Origin of the sequence: Ruminococcus sp. FMBCY1 (assembly GCF_023921805.1) — a bacterium.
In the GTDB taxonomy this organism is placed as follows: Bacteria; Bacillota; Clostridia; order Oscillospirales; family Acutalibacteraceae; genus Ruminococcoides; species Ruminococcoides intestinale_A.
Window position 1 is genome coordinate 897,547 of sequence record NZ_CP074197.1, and the last position, 18,088, is coordinate 915,634.

19 protein-coding genes are annotated in these 18,088 nt (G+C 37.9%); 3 read left to right on the plus strand and 16 right to left on the minus strand.

Translation table 11 applies throughout. The annotated features are described in order from the left end of the window. Positions 1 to 71: 71 nt before the first annotated feature. The 8 genes from KGF34_RS04315 to spoVM form a co-directional block, all read right to left on the minus strand. Positions 72 to 794: a CpsD/CapB family tyrosine-protein kinase gene (locus KGF34_RS04315; RefSeq protein ID WP_022235417.1), complete on the minus strand. Its 723-nt coding sequence runs from the start codon at positions 792 to 794 to the stop codon at positions 72 to 74. Positions 795 to 807: 13 nt separating this feature from the next. Next, positions 808 to 1,458 (minus strand): Wzz/FepE/Etk N-terminal domain-containing protein, encoded by a 651-nt coding sequence (locus KGF34_RS04320; protein WP_022235416.1) that lies wholly within the window; start codon positions 1,456 to 1,458, stop codon positions 808 to 810. Between the two features lie 160 nt (positions 1,459 to 1,618). Further along, positions 1,619 to 2,857 (minus strand): sodium ion-translocating decarboxylase subunit beta, encoded by a 1,239-nt coding sequence (locus KGF34_RS04325; RefSeq protein WP_252559935.1) that lies wholly within the window; start codon positions 2,855 to 2,857, stop codon positions 1,619 to 1,621. Between the two features lie 30 nt (positions 2,858 to 2,887). After that, positions 2,888 to 3,334, minus strand: a complete 447-nt coding sequence (locus KGF34_RS04330; protein WP_195410084.1) for an OadG family transporter subunit — start codon at positions 3,332 to 3,334, stop codon at positions 2,888 to 2,890. 162 nt (positions 3,335 to 3,496) lie between these two features. Continuing rightward, entirely contained in the window at positions 3,497 to 4,975 is a 1,479-nt protein-coding gene (gene spoIVA, locus KGF34_RS04335) for a stage IV sporulation protein A (protein ID WP_186934598.1), read from the minus strand. Positions 4,976 to 4,986: 11 nt separating this feature from the next. Then, entirely contained in the window at positions 4,987 to 6,519 is a 1,533-nt protein-coding gene (locus KGF34_RS04340; RefSeq protein ID WP_252559936.1) for an SPOCS domain-containing protein, read from the minus strand. 127 nt (positions 6,520 to 6,646) lie between these two features. Next, positions 6,647 to 7,879, minus strand: coding sequence for a dockerin type I repeat-containing protein (locus KGF34_RS04345; protein ID WP_252559937.1), 1,233 nt, complete (start codon positions 7,877 to 7,879; stop codon positions 6,647 to 6,649). A 109-nt stretch (positions 7,880 to 7,988) separates the two neighbouring features. Then, positions 7,989 to 8,078: a stage V sporulation protein SpoVM gene (gene spoVM, locus KGF34_RS04350; protein ID WP_186934596.1), complete on the minus strand. Its 90-nt coding sequence runs from the start codon at positions 8,076 to 8,078 to the stop codon at positions 7,989 to 7,991. Between the two features lie 271 nt (positions 8,079 to 8,349). On the opposite strand from spoVM, the gene KGF34_RS04355 reads away from it, so the two are divergent. Then, on the plus strand, positions 8,350 to 9,309 hold the full coding sequence (locus KGF34_RS04355; RefSeq protein WP_252559939.1) for an RluA family pseudouridine synthase: 960 nt from the start codon (positions 8,350 to 8,352) through the stop codon (positions 9,307 to 9,309). A gap of 3 nt (positions 9,310 to 9,312) precedes the next feature. Here the strand turns inward: KGF34_RS04355 and pgeF are convergent, their stop codons facing one another. Beyond that, positions 9,313 to 10,143 carry a peptidoglycan editing factor PgeF gene (gene pgeF, locus KGF34_RS04360; protein WP_252559940.1) on the minus strand — a complete coding sequence of 277 codons (831 nt, stop codon included), beginning with the start codon at positions 10,141 to 10,143 and terminating at the stop codon, positions 9,313 to 9,315. 78 nt (positions 10,144 to 10,221) lie between these two features. Here pgeF and KGF34_RS04365 point away from each other — a divergent pair, with 78 nt between their 5' ends. Then, positions 10,222 to 10,431, plus strand: coding sequence for a hypothetical protein (locus tag KGF34_RS04365; RefSeq protein ID WP_243237668.1), 210 nt, complete (start codon positions 10,222 to 10,224; stop codon positions 10,429 to 10,431). Between the two features lie 78 nt (positions 10,432 to 10,509). On the opposite strand, the gene KGF34_RS04370 is transcribed toward KGF34_RS04365, so the two are convergent. From KGF34_RS04370 to KGF34_RS04395, 6 genes are all read right to left on the minus strand, one after another. Next, positions 10,510 to 11,106, minus strand: coding sequence for a sugar O-acetyltransferase (locus KGF34_RS04370; protein ID WP_252559943.1), 597 nt, complete (start codon positions 11,104 to 11,106; stop codon positions 10,510 to 10,512). A 13-nt stretch (positions 11,107 to 11,119) separates the two neighbouring features. After that, positions 11,120 to 11,656: an inorganic diphosphatase gene (locus tag KGF34_RS04375; protein WP_022235406.1), complete on the minus strand. Its 537-nt coding sequence runs from the start codon at positions 11,654 to 11,656 to the stop codon at positions 11,120 to 11,122. Positions 11,657 to 11,812: 156 nt separating this feature from the next. Then, positions 11,813 to 14,416: a cation-translocating P-type ATPase gene (locus KGF34_RS04380; RefSeq protein ID WP_252559945.1), complete on the minus strand. Its 2,604-nt coding sequence runs from the start codon at positions 14,414 to 14,416 to the stop codon at positions 11,813 to 11,815. Positions 14,417 to 14,617: 201 nt separating this feature from the next. Continuing rightward, the gene (locus KGF34_RS04385; protein ID WP_022235404.1) at positions 14,618 to 14,863 is read right to left on the minus strand and encodes a hypothetical protein; all 246 of its coding nucleotides are present in this window, start codon (positions 14,861 to 14,863) and stop codon (positions 14,618 to 14,620) included. Then, the gene (gene rsmA, locus KGF34_RS04390) at positions 14,863 to 15,723 is read right to left on the minus strand and encodes a 16S rRNA (adenine(1518)-N(6)/adenine(1519)-N(6))-dimethyltransferase RsmA (protein WP_252559946.1); all 861 of its coding nucleotides are present in this window, start codon (positions 15,721 to 15,723) and stop codon (positions 14,863 to 14,865) included. Before rsmA ends, KGF34_RS04385 begins: the two co-directional genes overlap by 1 nt. Beyond that, entirely contained in the window at positions 15,723 to 17,045 is a 1,323-nt protein-coding gene (locus KGF34_RS04395; protein WP_252559948.1) for an RsmF rRNA methyltransferase first C-terminal domain-containing protein, read from the minus strand. Before KGF34_RS04395 ends, rsmA begins: the two co-directional genes overlap by 1 nt. A gap of 54 nt (positions 17,046 to 17,099) precedes the next feature. Here KGF34_RS04395 and KGF34_RS11735 point away from each other — a divergent pair, with 54 nt between their 5' ends. Next, positions 17,100 to 17,234: a hypothetical protein gene (locus KGF34_RS11735; RefSeq protein WP_022235401.1), complete on the plus strand. Its 135-nt coding sequence runs from the start codon at positions 17,100 to 17,102 to the stop codon at positions 17,232 to 17,234. Between the two features lie 143 nt (positions 17,235 to 17,377). Here KGF34_RS11735 and KGF34_RS04400 read toward each other — a convergent pair whose 3' ends face one another. After that, positions 17,378 to 18,049, minus strand: a complete 672-nt coding sequence (locus KGF34_RS04400; protein ID WP_252559950.1) for a lactate utilization protein — start codon at positions 18,047 to 18,049, stop codon at positions 17,378 to 17,380. Positions 18,050 to 18,088 lie beyond the last annotated feature (39 nt).

The window sequence follows — 18,088 nt, forward strand, 5'->3', positions numbered from 1 at the left end:
ATCTAAATTTTATACCATAAAACAGCAGCTTACGAAAAACAATTGATATGTTTTCGTAAGCTGTAAAATAATTAATAATAATTGTAATAGTATTTGTAGTAATACTTGCCTTTTCTTCTCTCGTTCTGCGAACAGCCTACCTTGACTATACCAAGGACTCTTGAATCGGCAAGCTTAATGCTTTCCGTAAGATTTCGTAAATCGCCATGAGTTGTGGCTCTTTCTCTTACTACAACAATAAAGCCTGCAATTAATTCTTTTAGAAGAAGTGCATCGGCAACCACTCCGATAGGCGGAGTATCGAATATGATATAATCATACTCTTCCTTTAACTGCTCAACCAAAGAAATAAATGTTGAGGAACACATAAGTTCCGACGGGTTTGGCGGAATAGTACCCGAAACGAGAATATCAAGTCCGGGAAGAACATTTTTCTGAACCGCCTGATCAAAATTAATCATCTTACCGATTACATCCGCAAGACCTTTGGTATTATCAATTTTAAAAATATTATGAACATTAGGTCGGCGAAGGTCACAGTCAACAAGCAATACTTTACTTTCCATTTTTGAAAAAGAAATTGCAAGGTTAGACGCAACTGTACTTTTACCCTCACCCTTTGAATAACTTGTTACCGCAAAGGCTTTCTTTTCAGACGCAGAAAGAGAAAACATAATATTGGTTCTTGCAATTTTGTAAGACTCAACAATTGCAAATTTATTTTTATTGTTGACAGTTACTTGTGACTTGCTTTTTTTACTTAAATCCTTTTTAAAAGGTAATCTTAACTTCATACGCTATCCCTCCTTAATTACCAAAATCAGGTATTTCCGCAAATATAGGAATATCGTACATTTCCTGTAAATCGTCATCAGGCTTAACAGTAAGGTCAATAAGTTCAAGTAAAATTGAAATAAGCACAGATGCAACAAGACCGATTACCAAACCAATCAATGCGTTTTTAAGATTGTTTGGTTCATACGGTGCACTGGGAAGTTTCGCAGATCTTACAATACCAATCTGTCCGTATGCAAAGCGATCGGCAAAAACATCGCCTGCAGTCTCGCAAATCTGATTTGCTACATTCGCACATGTTTGCGGGTCTGAACCCGAAACCGTAACCGTAATAAAGAAAGAATCGTTTGTTATTGAAACATCGCAGTCGTTAAAAAGCGAAGTAATGCTGTCCGAATTATTAAGAAAAACTATGTATGCCTCGGCAAGAGAAGCAGAACCTGAAATATCGGAGCTAAAGATTTTTCCGTTTTCCTGATTGCTCTGGCTTTTAGCATTATAGTTCTGCACATAAAGCATAGCAGATGTACTGTACATAGGAGTTATAAAAAACTTAGAATAAAGAAAAAACGAAAGCATACATACAAGTGTCAAAAGAATAATAAATTTTATTCTCTGTAAGACAATGACTAAAATTCTCTGAATTGTTATATTAGTTGGCATTACTCGACCTCCCAAAATCAGCATAAAAATACAATAAAAAATACAATAATATATATTATAATTCATTAAATGCACTAATTAATTCTAATAATGAATTATTAACAATAAAATTAAAGGAAGTCATAACGACTTCCTTTATTGAAATTATATATATTTGTTTTTAGCCAACAACATTGAGCAATACACCTGCTGCAACTGCTGAACCGATAACACCGGCAACATTAGGACCCATAGCGTGCATAAGGAGGAAGTTACCTGGATTCTCCTGCTGACCAACCTTCTGTGATACACGAGCAGCCATTGGAACGGCAGATACACCTGCTGAACCGATAAGTGGGTTTACCTTGCCGCCTGTTGCAACATACATAATCTTACCAAAGAGTACACCGAATGCAGTACCCATACAGAATGCGATAAGACCAAGAACAATAATCTTGATTGTATCAAATGTAAGGAATGTTTGTCCCGATGCAGTTGCACCGACAGTAGTACCAAGGAAGATTGTAATAATGTTCATAAGTTCATTCTGAGCTGTCTTGTTAATTCTTTCAACAACGCCTGATTCCTTAAAGAGGTTACCAAGCATAAGCATACCAACAAGCGGAGCAGCGTCAGGAAGGAAGATTGCAATGATAATTACAACAATTACAGGGAACATAATCTTCTCAAGTTTAGATACAGGACGAAGCTGTTCCATAACTACAGAACGCTCTTTCTTTGTTGTAAGAGCTTTCATAATAGGCGGCTGAATAATAGGAACGAGCGCCATATATGAATATGCGGCAATCGCAATTGAACCTAAAAGGTGAGGTGCGAGCTTTGTTGTAACGAAAATAGCGGTAGGACCGTCTGCACCACCGATAATACCGATAGCGCCAGCCTCTTTAGCTGTAAAGCCGAGGAAGATAGCACCTGTAAATGTTACGAAAATACCAATCTGAGCGGCAGCACCGAGGATAAGGCTCTTTGGGTTTGAAATAAGCGGACCAAAGTCTGTCATACAACCAATACCAAGGAAGATAAGCGGTGGGTAAATACCAAGCTTAACGCCCTGATATAAATAATAAAGCAATCCGCCGTATGTTGGGTTTTCATAATAAGTTACGCCGTCAATAACCTGTGTGGCGTGACCCGATGTTGCAATATCTCGTGCCGCACACTGTGCCTCGGTAAGAAGTTCAGTTGACTGAGGAGCCATAATGCTCGGATAAAGGTTTACAAGAAGCATACCAAAAGCGATAGGAAGAAGCAAGAGCGGCTCATATTGCTTTTTGATAGCAAGATAAAGCAAAACGATTGAAACACCAATCATAACATAGTTCTGCCAGTTAAGAGTTGTAAGGCCTGAACTGTTAAAGATACCTACAACGGCATCTACAAAGCCTTGTAAAATTTCCATTAGATAACATCCTTTCCCTTAAAATATGCCTTAAAATGGGCGGGTATTATCAAGTACACCGGCTTTTGCCCAAGCTGAACGACCACCGTCAGATGACTTTTTAATACTTTTGATTCGTGCTTTTTCAGATGAACCGTACATTGTTGCCACGGCAGCTGAAATAACAGCTACAACTTCGTCTGAAATTCCGTCTGTTGCTGCGCTTGCGGTAACAACAGAAGCAGGTGCCGCAGCCGGCTTTTCAGCAGGTTTTTCATCTTTATTTTTCTTGCCTTTTTTGCTGTTGCTGCCGGCACTTTGAGCCTTCTGAACAATAGCGCTGAAGATTTTAATAATAAAAATCAACAGAATAAGCATGACAAATACAACAACAAAGCCTGTGAGAACAACCTTTGCGGATGTTATGCCTTTTTCAGCAAGCGTAAGACTTTCTTTCTGGGCTGTCTGAGCTGCTAAAGCTACATCGGAAAGATTCATAAAATAACCCCCATATTTATTATTTTCATACAGGATTATTATACTTTATTCCTGTAAAATTTTCAATAATAAATATGGGGGGGAATAATTTTTGGCGGTTTACCTAATCATATTAAATATTTTAAAATATAATTTGTTTAATTTTAAAGCATTATATTTCAATTACAGAATTATACATATAAGACCGTTGCAGCCGTCATTTATAATTTTTTCAATGGTTTCACCTATTTTTGCTCTTGCGTCGGACGGCATTCTGTACAATTTATTGTGCAGTCCCTCGTTGACAAGTTCATGCACGGATTTGCCGAAGATATTGCTTTCCCAAATTTTTTCCGGATTTTCCTCAAATTCTTTCAAAAGATAAGATACAAGCTCCTCGGACTGCTGTTCCGAGCCTACAATCGGAGTTACCTCTGTCTTTGTATAAATCTTCATCATATGAATACTCGGTGCGCTTGCTTTGAGCCTTATGCCGTACTTTCCGCTCTGTTTAATAATTTCAGGTTCTTCAAGCGATAACTCTTCAATAGTCGGCATAACAATTCCGTAACCGTTTTCCTGCACCTGTTCATAAGCCTGCGCAAGTTTATCAAAGTCTTTCTGCTTTTTGGAAAGTTCTTTTACACAACTGAACAGCGCACATTCGTCGGTAATGTCAATACCAGATTCTTCGGAAAGTACCTTATAAAACAATTTACTGTCAATATTAATTCCGATAGTCGCAAAGCCTCTGCCCAGATCAAGACTTTTTATTTCGGTAGAATTAATATATTCGCAGTTGTCAAGTTCCTGCATTATATCCTGAACCTGACGGATTTTTTCGATTTTTCCCGCACTCTTTTTGATTGCGTCAAAGATATTGGTTTTGAGCCAGTGATCTTTATCAAGCATTACGAGCCATTTAGGAATATCTACTTTGATTTCTTTTATGTGAAACTCAAACAAAAGCTGGGCAAGAATACGCTTAATTTCAAATTCGTCAAGTTCCATACAGCTTACGGGAATTACAGGCACATTGTAAATTGACGCCATTTGAGCAGCGAGATTTTTTGCTCTTTCGCTTTCGGGTTCGGTTGAGTTGAGCAAAACAATAAAAGGTTTGTTAATCTCTTTCAGTTCGTTAATAACCCGCTGTTCGCTCTCAATGTAGTCTTCCCTGTCAATATCACTGATTGTACCGTCAGTTGTTATTACCAAGCCGATTGTCGAATGATCTGTAATAACCTTTTTGGTGCCGATTTCGGCAGCGTCATCAAAAGGAATTTCCTTATCGAACCAAGGCGTTTTAACCATTCTCGGCTGTTCGTCTTCACTGTAGCCGATTGCACTGTCAACTATATAACCTACGCAATCAATCATTCTTACCCTGAAAGAAGTGTTGTTTCCCAGATCAACTTCAACTGATTCTTCCGGTATGAATTTAGGTTCGGTTGTCATTATGGTTCTTCCCGATGCCGACTGCGGAAGTTCATCGAGAGTTCTGCGATATACCGCCTCATCCGTTATATTCGGCAATACCAGAGAGTCCATAAATTTTTTTATAAAAGTTGACTTACCTGTTCGCACAGGACCTACAACACCGATATACACATCTCCGTCTGTTCGGCGTGAAATGTCACGATACACATTTCTTTCTTCCATTTTTGTACCTCCTAAACTCTCGGAATAAGCAGCATTCGAGGAATATCCTCATTTTGTGCCGCTGCCGAATTTTCTTCAATCAGTTTATCAAGTGCCGTATTATGCGATTTGGCAATACTCCACAGACTCTCCCCCGCTTGCGCAAAGTACAAAGTCAGAGCACACTCTTCGGGCTTTACGGGTTTATCTTCAAATATCTCTACATCGGAAACCGCCCTTATATTTTCTTTTGCGGCAGCCGAAACGGCAAATTTAATTTCACACCTGATTTCAACTGTGCTGTCATCGGCAAGTCGATAGCTTATACTTGCTACACGAGGTTCAACATACAATGCACAGTTATACTCACTGCTTGATGTCATAAGATGAGAATAGTCTATATTGCGTTCAATAAACACAGGTATTTTATCTTCGTTTTCGGCAAGAATACAAATATTTACCTTACCCGAAACAGTTATACCCTTATCGTCGCAAGAATAATCAGCAGTAATTTGGTTTGATGATATGTTTATTACTTTGCTGATTTTTCCGTTATCGACAGCAACCGAAGATTTTTCAATATGAGAATCATTAAGTTTTGCAAGATCACTTACTATATTCAATTGCGTAAAAGCGGGTTGAGTTGCACATTTAACAGAATATGCGTCTGTAACTACATTTTCGTCAGCTATTACATAGCCTTCTTCTGTAAGACAAAGTTTTAAATCAAGCAGTAAAAGAGGTTTATCTGACATAACATCATTCTTAAGTCTGATGTCATAAGACATAATATCGCAGGAAACACAGTTAATTGTATTTTCGTCGATACCCTCGCAATCTATAATTTGATTAAAGGGCAATAAGTAATCAAGTTTTCCTGTTTCGCCGCTCTCAACATCAGTTATATATAATAGTTTTAAGTTGATTTCGCCGTTCGCCATAAGTTTACCTGTAACAGCTTTGGTATCGGTAATATTCACACTTATATCGGTACTCAAGATTGATTCAATTACAGGCTTATCTCCCACAGAAACTTCTTCTACCACGCTGAACTGTTCTTGGCAAAGAGAAGTCAGGCTTGCACATTTTATATTCATCAGCTGTGCTTCAAGACAATTTTCGGCAGGCGGTGAGTAGATACTTGTTTTTGCCGAGGAAAGCACCTTTGCATATAACGAAAATGCACCGTGCATTACAAGTCTGCGAGGGCTTAATGCCCTACAGTTTATGTACTCGGGCTTTGTTCTTGTTAATATAACAGGATTATCAGGCGCTTCTTTAACAGAAAAGCTTTGAGAAAAATTAACCGACTGCTCACAGCAACGAATACTTTTTTTGATACTGTCAACATACAGCACATTAACAACACAGTTACCGTCAATTTGCAGTTGTCCGCCCGATAAGGTTCTTGTCTGAATTTTAGGGATAAGAGTACATTTCAAAATTTTTTCGATATCCGGACAATAATCGGGTAAAGTTAAATCGACATCAGCAAGCTGTTCGGCAACCGTGTCAAGCACCGCAACAGTTGTGCAAAACGATCGGTTATCCTGATTAAACTCCATATTTTATCTCTCCTTTTATATTTATACTCAAAATATATTAGAAAGGTAATGAAAATATTACAATAAAAAGCATCGGACTGAAATTAATCAATCCGATGCTGTAAAAGCTGTTAAATTATATCAGGTATCAACCGAGGTTTGGAATATTACCCGCAACATAAAGCTGAATTTCTGTACAATCGAGAATGTCAATAATGCCATCTCTGTTTACATCAGCTTTGAGTTGAGCGTTAGCGTCAAGTGACTTGTCACCGGCAACGTAAAGCTGGAGTAATGTTACGTCGTCTACAGTAACATTACCGTCATTGTTTACATCACCGTATAAAATATCGCTCACATAAAGGTCAGTTGTAAACTTTGGCTTTGCGTTTGAAAAACCTGTCTGTGAAGTAACATCCCGGTAAATGCCGTTCTTAACAACATTAGCGTACTTTGTAACACCGTTTTGGCTGTAACCTACAGAAAGTTCCTGAAGTTCAAGATTAACATTAACTGTCTTGTCAAACTTCTTCTTAACATCAAATGTTACCGATACCATTGCCTTTTTGCTTGTAAAGTTATACAAATTGTTAACATTTGAGAAAGCACCGTAAACTGCACCTTCTTCAGCATTAATCATAGCGCCGCTTGAAATGTACGGCATAAGACCGTCAACATTTCTAATGCTTAAGTAATTTGAATCATATGTAAGTTTCCACTGACCGTTTACAATCTTCATTGCAGACTCAAGGTCAAAATCAACGGTAAATGTATTGCTTTCGTTATATGTCTGTGTACCTGTAAAGAGATTTGATGTAACTTCAACCTTACCCTCACTTACAGGATATGTAGCTGCGGTTGGCTGTGTTGTAGGACTTACAGTTGTTGGCTGAGCTGTAGTTGGCTGTGTTGTAGGACTTACAGTTGTTGGCTTAGCTGTAGTCGGCTGTGTAGGATTTACTCCGCTCTTACCGATACGGGCAAATTCAGAAGTAATTACATCAATATCGTCTTTTTCAGCCGATGTACTTGCGTCACTTGAATATTCACCTGTAGTATTATCAAGCATTGTATCGTCATACGGAATACAGTCAATACCCGACTCGCCTCTTGTTGCAACAAGCATTGCACCGATACCGTTTGTTTCAAGATAATTCTTGTCAATACCGAGAGCAGAGAAAGGAATCTTCATCTCATAGAATGAATCGTATTTTGTATCGTGAGTTCCCTGTGAACCCTTAAATGTCTTATAATCTACCCAATCTGCATCATTGAAGAAAGAAGGATGCTTACGCTTTTCTTGATTAGTTTCATGTGTTAATTCAAAACCTCCATAATAAAATTTCAGTCCTATTGTAATATTTTTTCCAAAAGAACTCAATAATAAATTAAGATGTGCATATCTTTTTGTCGATATGCACATCTTTTGTTTAATTATGTTATTAATGATTACCAATAAAATTTCATTTTATTTTACATATAAGAAAGTTTTATTGCGGATTTATTACCTTTTTAATTCCGTAAATCTTCCGTAAAATTGCCGATAAGAATTTTGGTCGTTCAATAAGTACAACTTTCATTGCAAATCTCCTCTCATATTATCTTCGTATGCAAGTCAGACTGACCACGATAAGTGCTGCAGCTGCAACCACAAGCACACATTCTGAAGGCAGTAAACTTGCAGTCAGAAGTCCAAGCCCGAAAAATACAGCCGACCTTAGCCTGTGTGAGTAGCAATTCACTTTATCACCCTGTATCAGTTTACACAGCTTTTTAAAAAGTGTGAAAAATCGGTTGAAAAAAATTTTATAATAATATAAAATTAAATTGATTAAGGTTAAGGAGAAAGCAATGAGAACTATTGATATAAAGAAAAACGATGCAAACCAAAGACTTGACAAGTTCCTTTCAAAAAGATTCAAAACTATGCCAAAGTCGCTTATGTATAAATATATCCGTACAAAGTACATTAAACTAAACGGCAAAAAGTGCGATATAAAAGATATGCTCAAAGAGGGCGATGTGCTTACTCTGTACATAAAAGATGAATTTTTTGAGGAAAGCGAGCAGGAAAACTACGAATTTTTAAAAGCGCCCGACAAACTTGATATAGTATATGAGGACGGGAACATAATTCTGATTGACAAAAAGCCCGGTATTATCGTACATCAGGACAAGAGTTACCATTTTGATTCGCTTGTGGCAAGAGTTCAGCACTATCTTTACAATAAGGGCGAATACAACCCAAAAGAAGAAAAAGCATTCGCTCCCGCTCTTGCAAACAGAATTGACAGAAACACGGGCGGTATAGTAATTGCGGCAAAAAATGCCGAAAGTTTGCGGGTTCTCAATGCCAAAATCAAAACAAGAGAACTTGAAAAATACTATCTTTGCCTGCTGCACGGCAAACCTAAAAAAGATTGCGATATTCTTCACGATTATCTTATTAAAAACGAAGCGCAAAATAAAGTTAAAGTTTTCAGTAAACAGGTTGACGGCTCAAAAGAAATTATAACAAAATATGAAATTCTTGATTTCAACGGCAAATACAGTCTTGCGGAAGTTGAACTTCTGACAGGCAGAACGCATCAGATAAGAGCGCATATGGCATATATCGGTCATCCGCTTGTAGGCGATACTAAATACGGAAAAAACAGAAAAGCACCTGATAACATTAAGTATCAGGCACTTTACAGCTATAAACTTAAATTTTCATTTGACACCGACGCAGGTATTCTTAATTATCTTAACGGCAAAGAATTTTCTGTAAAAGAAGTATGGTTTGCAAAGAATAAGCATATTTCGATTTAAGAATTATTTTATACACATAAACGCACACATTGTGCCTCTATGCCCTTTGGTTGCCCTGTGACTCCACAACAAATCGCTGTTACAGTTTGTACATACATCAGAAACCGTGATATTCTCCGACTTTACACCTGCTGCCGTAAGAATTTGTCTGTTGGTTTCAAGCAAGTCAACCATATACTTGCCGTTTTCTTTAGGATGAACAAAATCTGACGGATTTACATTTTTAAGTGCAAGAAAATGGTCGGCACAAGGTTTGTCAACCTCATAACAGCACACGGAAATAGCAGGGCCAATCGCACATTTTAAATCAGACGGGTTTGTTCCGTAAAGCTCGGTCATTTTTTGCACAACCTTTTCGCCTATTCTGCCGACAGTACCTCTCCAGCCTGCGTGAGCAAGTCCTATTGCTTTTTTGTTTGTGTCAACAAAGAAAAGCGGTGTACAATCGGCATAATAAGTGACCAAAGTTACACCTTTCTGATTTGTTATCAAAGCGTCAACGCTTTCAATATCTCTCGGCTTATAAATACCTGTTCCAATATTTTCTGTTGTAACCGCACGAACATAAGTATTATGGTCTTGAGCAGAAGCCGTAAGCGTATTATAATCAAATCCCGCACTTTTGCAAAAGCGTTTATAGTTTTCAGTAACACTGTCGGGATTATCTCCCCTGTTAAACGCAAAGTTCATTGATGTAAACTCACCCGTCGACGCACCGCCGAGTTTTGTGGAAAAAGCATGATTTATAAAATCAATTTCCGATAAAGAATTATATGTTAAATACGGCACACTGTCCGCATTATGGATAGTCATAGTTTTTGAATTAAATTTCATTATACTTCTCCTTATGCGTAGTTTCGCTTGAAAATGACAACTGTTAATGTTATAATGATTAAAGAATGAGGTGATATTATGTTGAAGAAAAAGCTTTTCGGCAAAAACATAAAACCAAGCTGTACATACTGCTTAAATTCGGTTTATGAAAACGATACCTGTCATTGCATAAAAAACAAAACAATTATTGATGACAAATGCAAAAGCTTTAAATATGACCCGCTTATGCGTGTTCCGCAGTCAGCGCCGACTCTTCACGAGTACACCTTAGATGACTTCAAACTATAATTATTTTAATATTTTTATAAAAAAATATCAAGGCTTTCTTAAAAACTCAAGAAAGCCTTTTGTTATGCATTAATATTTTTAGATATTCGGATCGTCTAAATCAAGCTTGTCAGCCTCGGTAATTTTTCTGATAGGTTTGCAAGGATTGCCGACCGCTACAACGCCTGACGGAATGTCTTTTACAACAACCGAGCCTGCACCGATTACAACATTATTTCCGATAGTAACACCGGGAAGTACGGTTACGCCGCCGCCAAACCAAACATCACTGCCGACTTTTATCGGTTTTGCAAGTTCAATTCCTGTATTTCTCTGATGAGCATCAATAGGATGAATTGCAGTATAAAATCCGCAGTTAGGGCCGACAAAAACATTGTCGCCAAAAGTAACCTCTGCACAATCAAGTATAACAAGGTTATGGTTTGAATAGAAATTCTTACCCACTTTTACATTAAATCCGTAGTCACACCAAAACGGAGGAGTAAAAACACAATATCCATCGTTATGCTCTTCTTGTAAAAGTTCATCAATAATAGCCTTACGAGCGGCAACATTTGAAAAATCAAGATTATTGTATTGACGGCAAAGCGACTTAGATTTATTCAAAGCAGCAACAAGCTCGCTGTCTTGAGAATTATATACCTTGCCGGCAATCATTTTTTCTTTTTCTGTCACTTAATACCTCTGTTTATGCCATCTGGAAATCTTTAATATAGCTGTCGATTGACTTTTTAATAATATCCTTAGCCATCTCAACACCGTTGGTTTCAGTTACAGATGTAACCTTACCGCTTTCAAGGCTCTTGTAAACCTGGAAAAAGTGCTGAATTTCGTCAAAATAGTGACGAGGAAGGTCAGCAATGTCATTGTAACCGCAATAGTTAGGGTCATTAACAGGCACAGCAATGATTTTTTCGTCACAGCTGTCATTATCAATCATATTGAGTACACCGATAGGCTTGCACTCAACAAGGGTCATTGGCTGTATTGTTTCGGAACAAAGAACAAGCACATCAAGCGGATCTCCGTCATCTGCATAAGTTCTCGGAATAAAACCGTAGTTTGCGGGATAATGAGTTGAAGTAAAAAGCACACGGTCAAGTTTTAACATACCTGTTTCTTTATCAAGCTCATATTTATTTTTACCGCCCTTTGAAATCTCAATAACAGCGTAAAATTTTTCTGATGTAATCCTTTTTGGTGATATATCGTGCCAAATATTCATAATAAAGCCACCTCACAAATTTATTTAACTTAATTATAAATAAACCGCAGTTAGTTGTCAAGAATTTTAATAATATTTTAACAACAATACTGCGGCTTATAAAATTTATTTTATTAAAAGAGATATATCTTTGCTTGAGTTTGGCTGATTTTGCTCTTATTTACTCTTTTTAATGTTTTCAGCAATTACCTTAGCAATCTGAATAATTACAGTCGGAATAAAAGCAAGCAGAGCAATAAATCCGATTTGTGCGCCTGTAAGTTCCGCAATCTTAAACAGCGGATGCATAAACGGTACAAAAATTACAAAAGCAAGAAGTCCTACACCTGCCGCAAAAGCAAGCAGGCTATATACATTTGAGGCAAGACCGATTTTAAAAATCGAATGCTTACTGCGACAGTTAAAGCCGTGGAACAAACGAGCAAGGGTAAGTGTTGCAAAAGCCATTGTACTTGCAGTTGCGGCATTAACCTGCAAACCTATATAGAAAGCAGTCATTACAACAACGGCAATCAGTGCACCCTGCAAAAGCATTAGTGCGGAAAATTCTTTAGTCAAAATACCCTGTTTAGGATCTCTCGGTTTTTGCGAGAGTAAATCTTTTTCGGGCTTCTCCATACCGATAGCAATAGCCGGAAGCGAGTCGGTTAAAAGATTTATAAAGAGAAGATGAACTGCCTCAAAAGGCACAGGCAAAGCAAGAAGCGATGCGTAAACTACCGCAAATATAGCTGCCATATTGCCCGAAAGCAGGAACAGAATTGCATTTTTAATATTCCTGTAAACATTTCTGCCGTTTGCAACAGCTTTAATAATTGTTGCAAAGTTGTCATCCTGGAGTACCATAGACGCTGCATCCTTAGATACCTCTGTACCTGTAATGCCCATTGCAACACCGATGTCGGCTTTTTTGAGTGCAGGTGCGTCATTTACGCCGTCACCTGTCATAGAAACGATGTTGCCCTTTCTCTGCCAAGCCTCAACAATTCTGATTTTATTTTCGGGCGAAACACGAGCATAGACAGATATTTTTTCAATCTTTTGGTCAAGTTCACTGTCGCTCATTGCGTCAAGCTCCATACCTGTTACGGCAATATCTCCCTCTCTGAAAATACCAATCTGTCTTGCAATGGCAGTGGCGGTAATCTTATGGTCACCTGTTATCATAACAGGCTTAATACCTGCTCTGACAGCATCTGCAACCGCTGCTTTTGACTCCTCACGAGGCGGGTCAATCATAGAAACAAGTCCTAAGAAAGTATATCCGTACTCCGTATTTACATTGAGTTCTTCATCAGACTCCTTGTAAGCAAAAGTAAGCACACGCAAGCCGTTTTCGGAATACTCTGTATTCTGCTTGAGTATATCTGCCTTGTCGGCTTGAGTAATCGGGCGAACACCGTCCTTTGTCGCAATACTGTCACATCTGTCAAGAATAGCGTCAATAGCACCTTTAGTCAATATATGATTCACACCGTGAAGTTTATACTTTGTGCTCATCATCTTACGGTCGGAATCAAACGGCACTTCCTCAAGTCTTTTAAGTCCCGAACGCAAATCATCTTCGTTGTATCCGAGTTTTCTCAGAGTTTCAAGCAACGCATACTCTGTAGGGTCGCCTATTCCCTTTCCGTCAACAATGCTTGAATCGTTATTAAGCACCATATCGTAAAGTAAATAGCGGTGGCTTTGATTATTAAGGTCAAGTTCTTCTTCAAAAATACTTTCACCGTTGATATATATTTTCTGAACAGTCATTTTATTTTGAGTAAGCGTACCTGTTTTGTCGGAACAAATTACAGATACACAACCGAGGCTTTCAACCGCTTTCAAATCTTTGATAACTGCATTTTCCTTAGCCATTTTTTGAGTACCAATTGCCTGTACAATAGTAACAATTGAACCCAAAGCCTCAGGAATAGCGGCAACGGCAAGGGCAACAGCAAACATAAGCGCATCAAGAATTGCCATATGATTTAAAAGGCTTAAACCGAATACGAGCGCAGAAATAATAAGAATAATAATCGCTAGTTTGCTTGAGAATTTATCAAGACTCTCCTGCAAAGGAGTTTTCTTTTCTTTTGCCGCATTCATAAGGCTTGCAATCTTGCCTATTTCGGTATTCATACCTGTGCCTGTAACAGCTACAATAGCTCTGCCGTAGGTTACCAAACTGCCCGAATATACCATATTTGTTCTGTCTGCGAGCGGGACTTCCGCAGTAATGTTATCATCGTTTTTATCAACATTAGTTGATTCGCCCGTAAGTGAGCTTTCATTTACCTGTAAAGAATAATTATTCATAATTCTGCCGTCAGCTACTACAAGGTCACCCGCCTCAAGCACAACCATATCACCCTCAACCACTTCTTTTGACGGAATTTCAATTTTCTGTCCGTCACGAATTACTTTTGCATTCGGAGATGAAAGTGACTTTAAACTGTCAAGTGATTTTTCCGCATTGATATGCTGGACTGTACCGAGAATGGCATTAAGAATAATTACCGCAAAAATTACTATAGTGCTTTCAATATTACCCGAAAACATTGAAATAATTGCAGCAATAATAAGAATAATTACAAGCAAATCCGCAAACTGACTGAGAAACACTTGCAAAGCGGTTTTTCGCTTTCCCTCCTGCAAAACATTTTCGCCGTTTTTTTGCAATAATTCTTCGGCTTTTTTTGAGCTAAGTCCGTCCTTTGTAACACCGAGCTTTTCAAGCACTTGTTCTTTGGTCAACTGATACCAGTTCATCATAATTCCTCCATATTTTTTCTTAATAAAAGAAAGTAAGCAAACAAAAAAGACTTTTATTGTAAAATATTGCAAACGCAATTATCATACAATAAAAGTCTCGTTTTTTAAGATACAACCGATACCATAAGGTATGAGATTGACGAATTGTACCACAGATTATCTGCAAACTACTCCCCTTTACAGTGGTTTTATTCTATCAGATTATTCGGTTTTTGTCAACTGTTTTTCTTTATTTTCATCTTTTAACTTTACTTTCTTTGGTTTGCTTAACATTCCGAGAATTATTCCTACGGTTGCAAGCAAAACTCCGCTTGCGGAAGTGATTGCCGACCATTTTTCACTGTCAAAAGCATAGGCAATAATAATTGATGCTAATATAAGCAATACGCATATTATAAGTAAAATAAACGCAATTTTAAAAAGAACATTCATTTTTTGCTTTTTCATTACATCATCTCCTGCAAATTGTTTGTAATATTCGCAAAGTCATCAAGAGTCAGCTTTTCCGCTCTTGCGTTTGTTTCTACTCCCGAATTAATCAAAAGCTCATTTATCTTGCCTTTTTCAACAGAAAGTCCCGAACTAAGCGAATTTGCAAGAGTTTTTCTTCTCTGTGAAAAAGCCGCTTTTATTACATTGAATAACAGTTTTTCACTCTCAACCTTTACAGGCGGCTCTTTTCTTACATTAAGTCTTATTACTGCCGAATCGACTTTCGGGGCAGGCATAAAAGAACCTGCGCTTACGCCAAACAGCATTTCAGGCTCGGCATAATAATTTACAGACACAGTGACCGCACCGCTCTGTCTTGTACCGACTTCCGCACAAATCCTCTGTGCCGCCTCTTTCTGAACCATTACGGTTATTGCCTCTATCGGCAGTCTGTCCTCAAGCAGTTTCATAATAACGGGAGATGTTATGTAATAGGGCAAATTTGCGCAAACAACAACCTTCATTCCTGCAAACTCCTCGTCAATCAGCTTGTGCAAATCAAGTTTAAGCACATCTTCGTTTACTACCTTTAAGTTATCGTATTCGCCAAGCGTTTCATCAAGAACAGGCAGAAGTCTTTTATCAAGTTCTACTGCCACTACCTTATCGGCAAGCTGACAAAGCTCATTTGTAAGTACACCGATACCCGGACCGACTTCAATTACACCTACACCCTCGCCTGCACCGCTGTACTCTGCCATTCTCGGGCATACAGACGGATTAATCAGAAAATTCTGACCAAGTGATTTTGAAAATGTAAAGCCGTGTTTTGAAAGTATCTCTTTAATTTTTCCTATATCAGATAAGTTATTCATTATAAAAGTCTAAGTCCTTTCGGATATTTATTTTTTAGTCTGCCGTTTGAGCATTTGCCAAATCCCACAGTAATTCCGTTTACGCAGACAGCAGTGTATCCTTTAATATTATTGTCAACGGCAACTTCTTCGCCGTGAAGAAACGCTTTAATTTCCGCAGAATTTACATCAAAATCCACTTTTGAAACACACTCGTCTGCTTTTGCCGCCATAAATGCCGAATGATGCGGTTCGATTCTGTTTTTAACTATTTGTCCCAAAATTATTCCGCTGCGTAAAACGGGCAGCTTTTCACACGGTACATATTCCTGCGGCAAAACAATAATTTTATCGCCTATTACTTCAATATTTTCACCAAACGGTCTGCCTATAAAGAGGCTGTCGTAAAAATCAAAAATTTTACTGTCAATTTTCTTTTTACTGTTTTCCGTAAAAGAATTTTTATATAATTCACCCGATTTTTTCAATCTTGCGGCAAAATGTCCCTCGCCGCCGTCCATCGGAAAAATTCTTCGTGCATATTCAAGCGTCGGTCTGCCAAAATTTACATTTGCGTCTTCAAGTTTAAAATCAGGATTTTCCTCTAAGAACCTGCCGATAACGCCCTCATTTTCTTCAACTGAAAAGGTACAGGTGGAATACACCATAACTCCGCCGTCTTTAAGCGCATTCTTAGCACTGTTCAAAATTTTTAACTGTCTCTCCGCACAGCTTTTTACATGCTCGTCACTCCACTCGCTTTCGGCAGTTGAGTCTTTTCTGAACATTCCCTCACCGCTGCAAGGAGCGTCAACAAGCACTTTGTCAAAACAGCCGGCAAGCCTGTCACAAAGCACCTCGGGATACGCATTTGAAACCGTGGCATTTCTTATACCCATTCTTTCAATATTCGAGAGCAGAATATTAGCTCTGTTTTTGACAATTTCATTGCTCCATAAAAAGCCTTTTGAATTGAGCTTAGCGGCAATTTGCGTACTCTTGCCGCCCGGTGCTGCGCAAAGGTCAAGTACATAGTCGCCCTCCTGCACATCAAGCATTGTTACTGCCGAAGAAGCAGACGGCTCTTGTATATAAAAAGCGCCTGCATGATGCAAAGGGTTATTACCGAGCGAAGTAATTTCATTCGGAATATAAAAACTTTCACTGCAAAAAGGAGCGGATTTTAAATCAAAATCAAGTAATTTTTCAAGTTTTTCCACAGAACATTTCAGAGTATTTACTCTTAAGCCTCTGTAATGTTCTCCGCTTGAATTATAAAATTTTAAAAAATCGTCAAACTCGTCACCGAGCAGAGCTTTCATTTTATCTAAAAAAATATTCATTGTATAAATTCCTTAGAAACGATAATAATAAGCATATCGGAGGGAGGTGCTAATATGAACTTCAACCAGAATCAGAATAACAATCAGAACCAGAACAATAACCAGAATCAGAACAAAAATCAGAATAACAACCAGAATAAAAACCAGAAGAACAGCCAGAACAAGAATCAGAATAACAACTTTCACTAATCGGGTTCATAACTGTGCGGCAAGCCATATTTTTAGAAACAAAGGTATGGCTTGCCTTAAACAGTACATATTTTTTAAAATCAATAATTCACAAAAACAATTAGTGGAATAATTCTATTGTTATTTAATTAAATTTTAATATATCAATATCCGTATTTTTCACCTATAATTATTACCTTAATTCTGTCCTTATGTCTTTGTTGAGCGCAAACTACATAGTTACAGCAAATTCTTCTGTCACTTTTGCAGCCCGAACAAAGTTCTGCGCCCTCTTTGTCTGCTGTAATACATTTACCTGTTTTGCCGCATGGAGTTTCAATATTCAATCTTATTGTATTGCTCGGTGTGGCAATTCTCTTTACTCTGTCAATTGCCTCATCAATGTTTTTTACAATTTTATTATAACCGCAAACAAGTATAACACTCTTAGGACCATATAAAATTGCCGCAACACGGTTAGAATTGCCGTCAACATTATACAGTTCTCCGTTTTCTGTAATCGCATTACTGCTCGCAAAGTAAACATCGGAAGAAAAAGTCTTATGATAAACTTCTTCCACCTCTTCGGGAGTAATTCCCTCTGCCGCTCTGTCAAGATACTTATAATCGGAAGAAGTAATAATATCATACACTCCTGTTTCTTTAAGAGTAACAGAACCGCCGCTTGATATTACATCGCCCTTTTTAATCAGAGTTTTTACAAGATTGCAGGCGTCTTCTTTGTTATCACAATAATAAGCATCCATCTTGTTTGCTTTCAAATTTTTTATTGTTTTTTCAATTTTAAGTTTAGTTTCGTTGCTCAAAGCGTTCATACTTACACTTCCGTTAGCTTTTTGTTAAATTATACACTA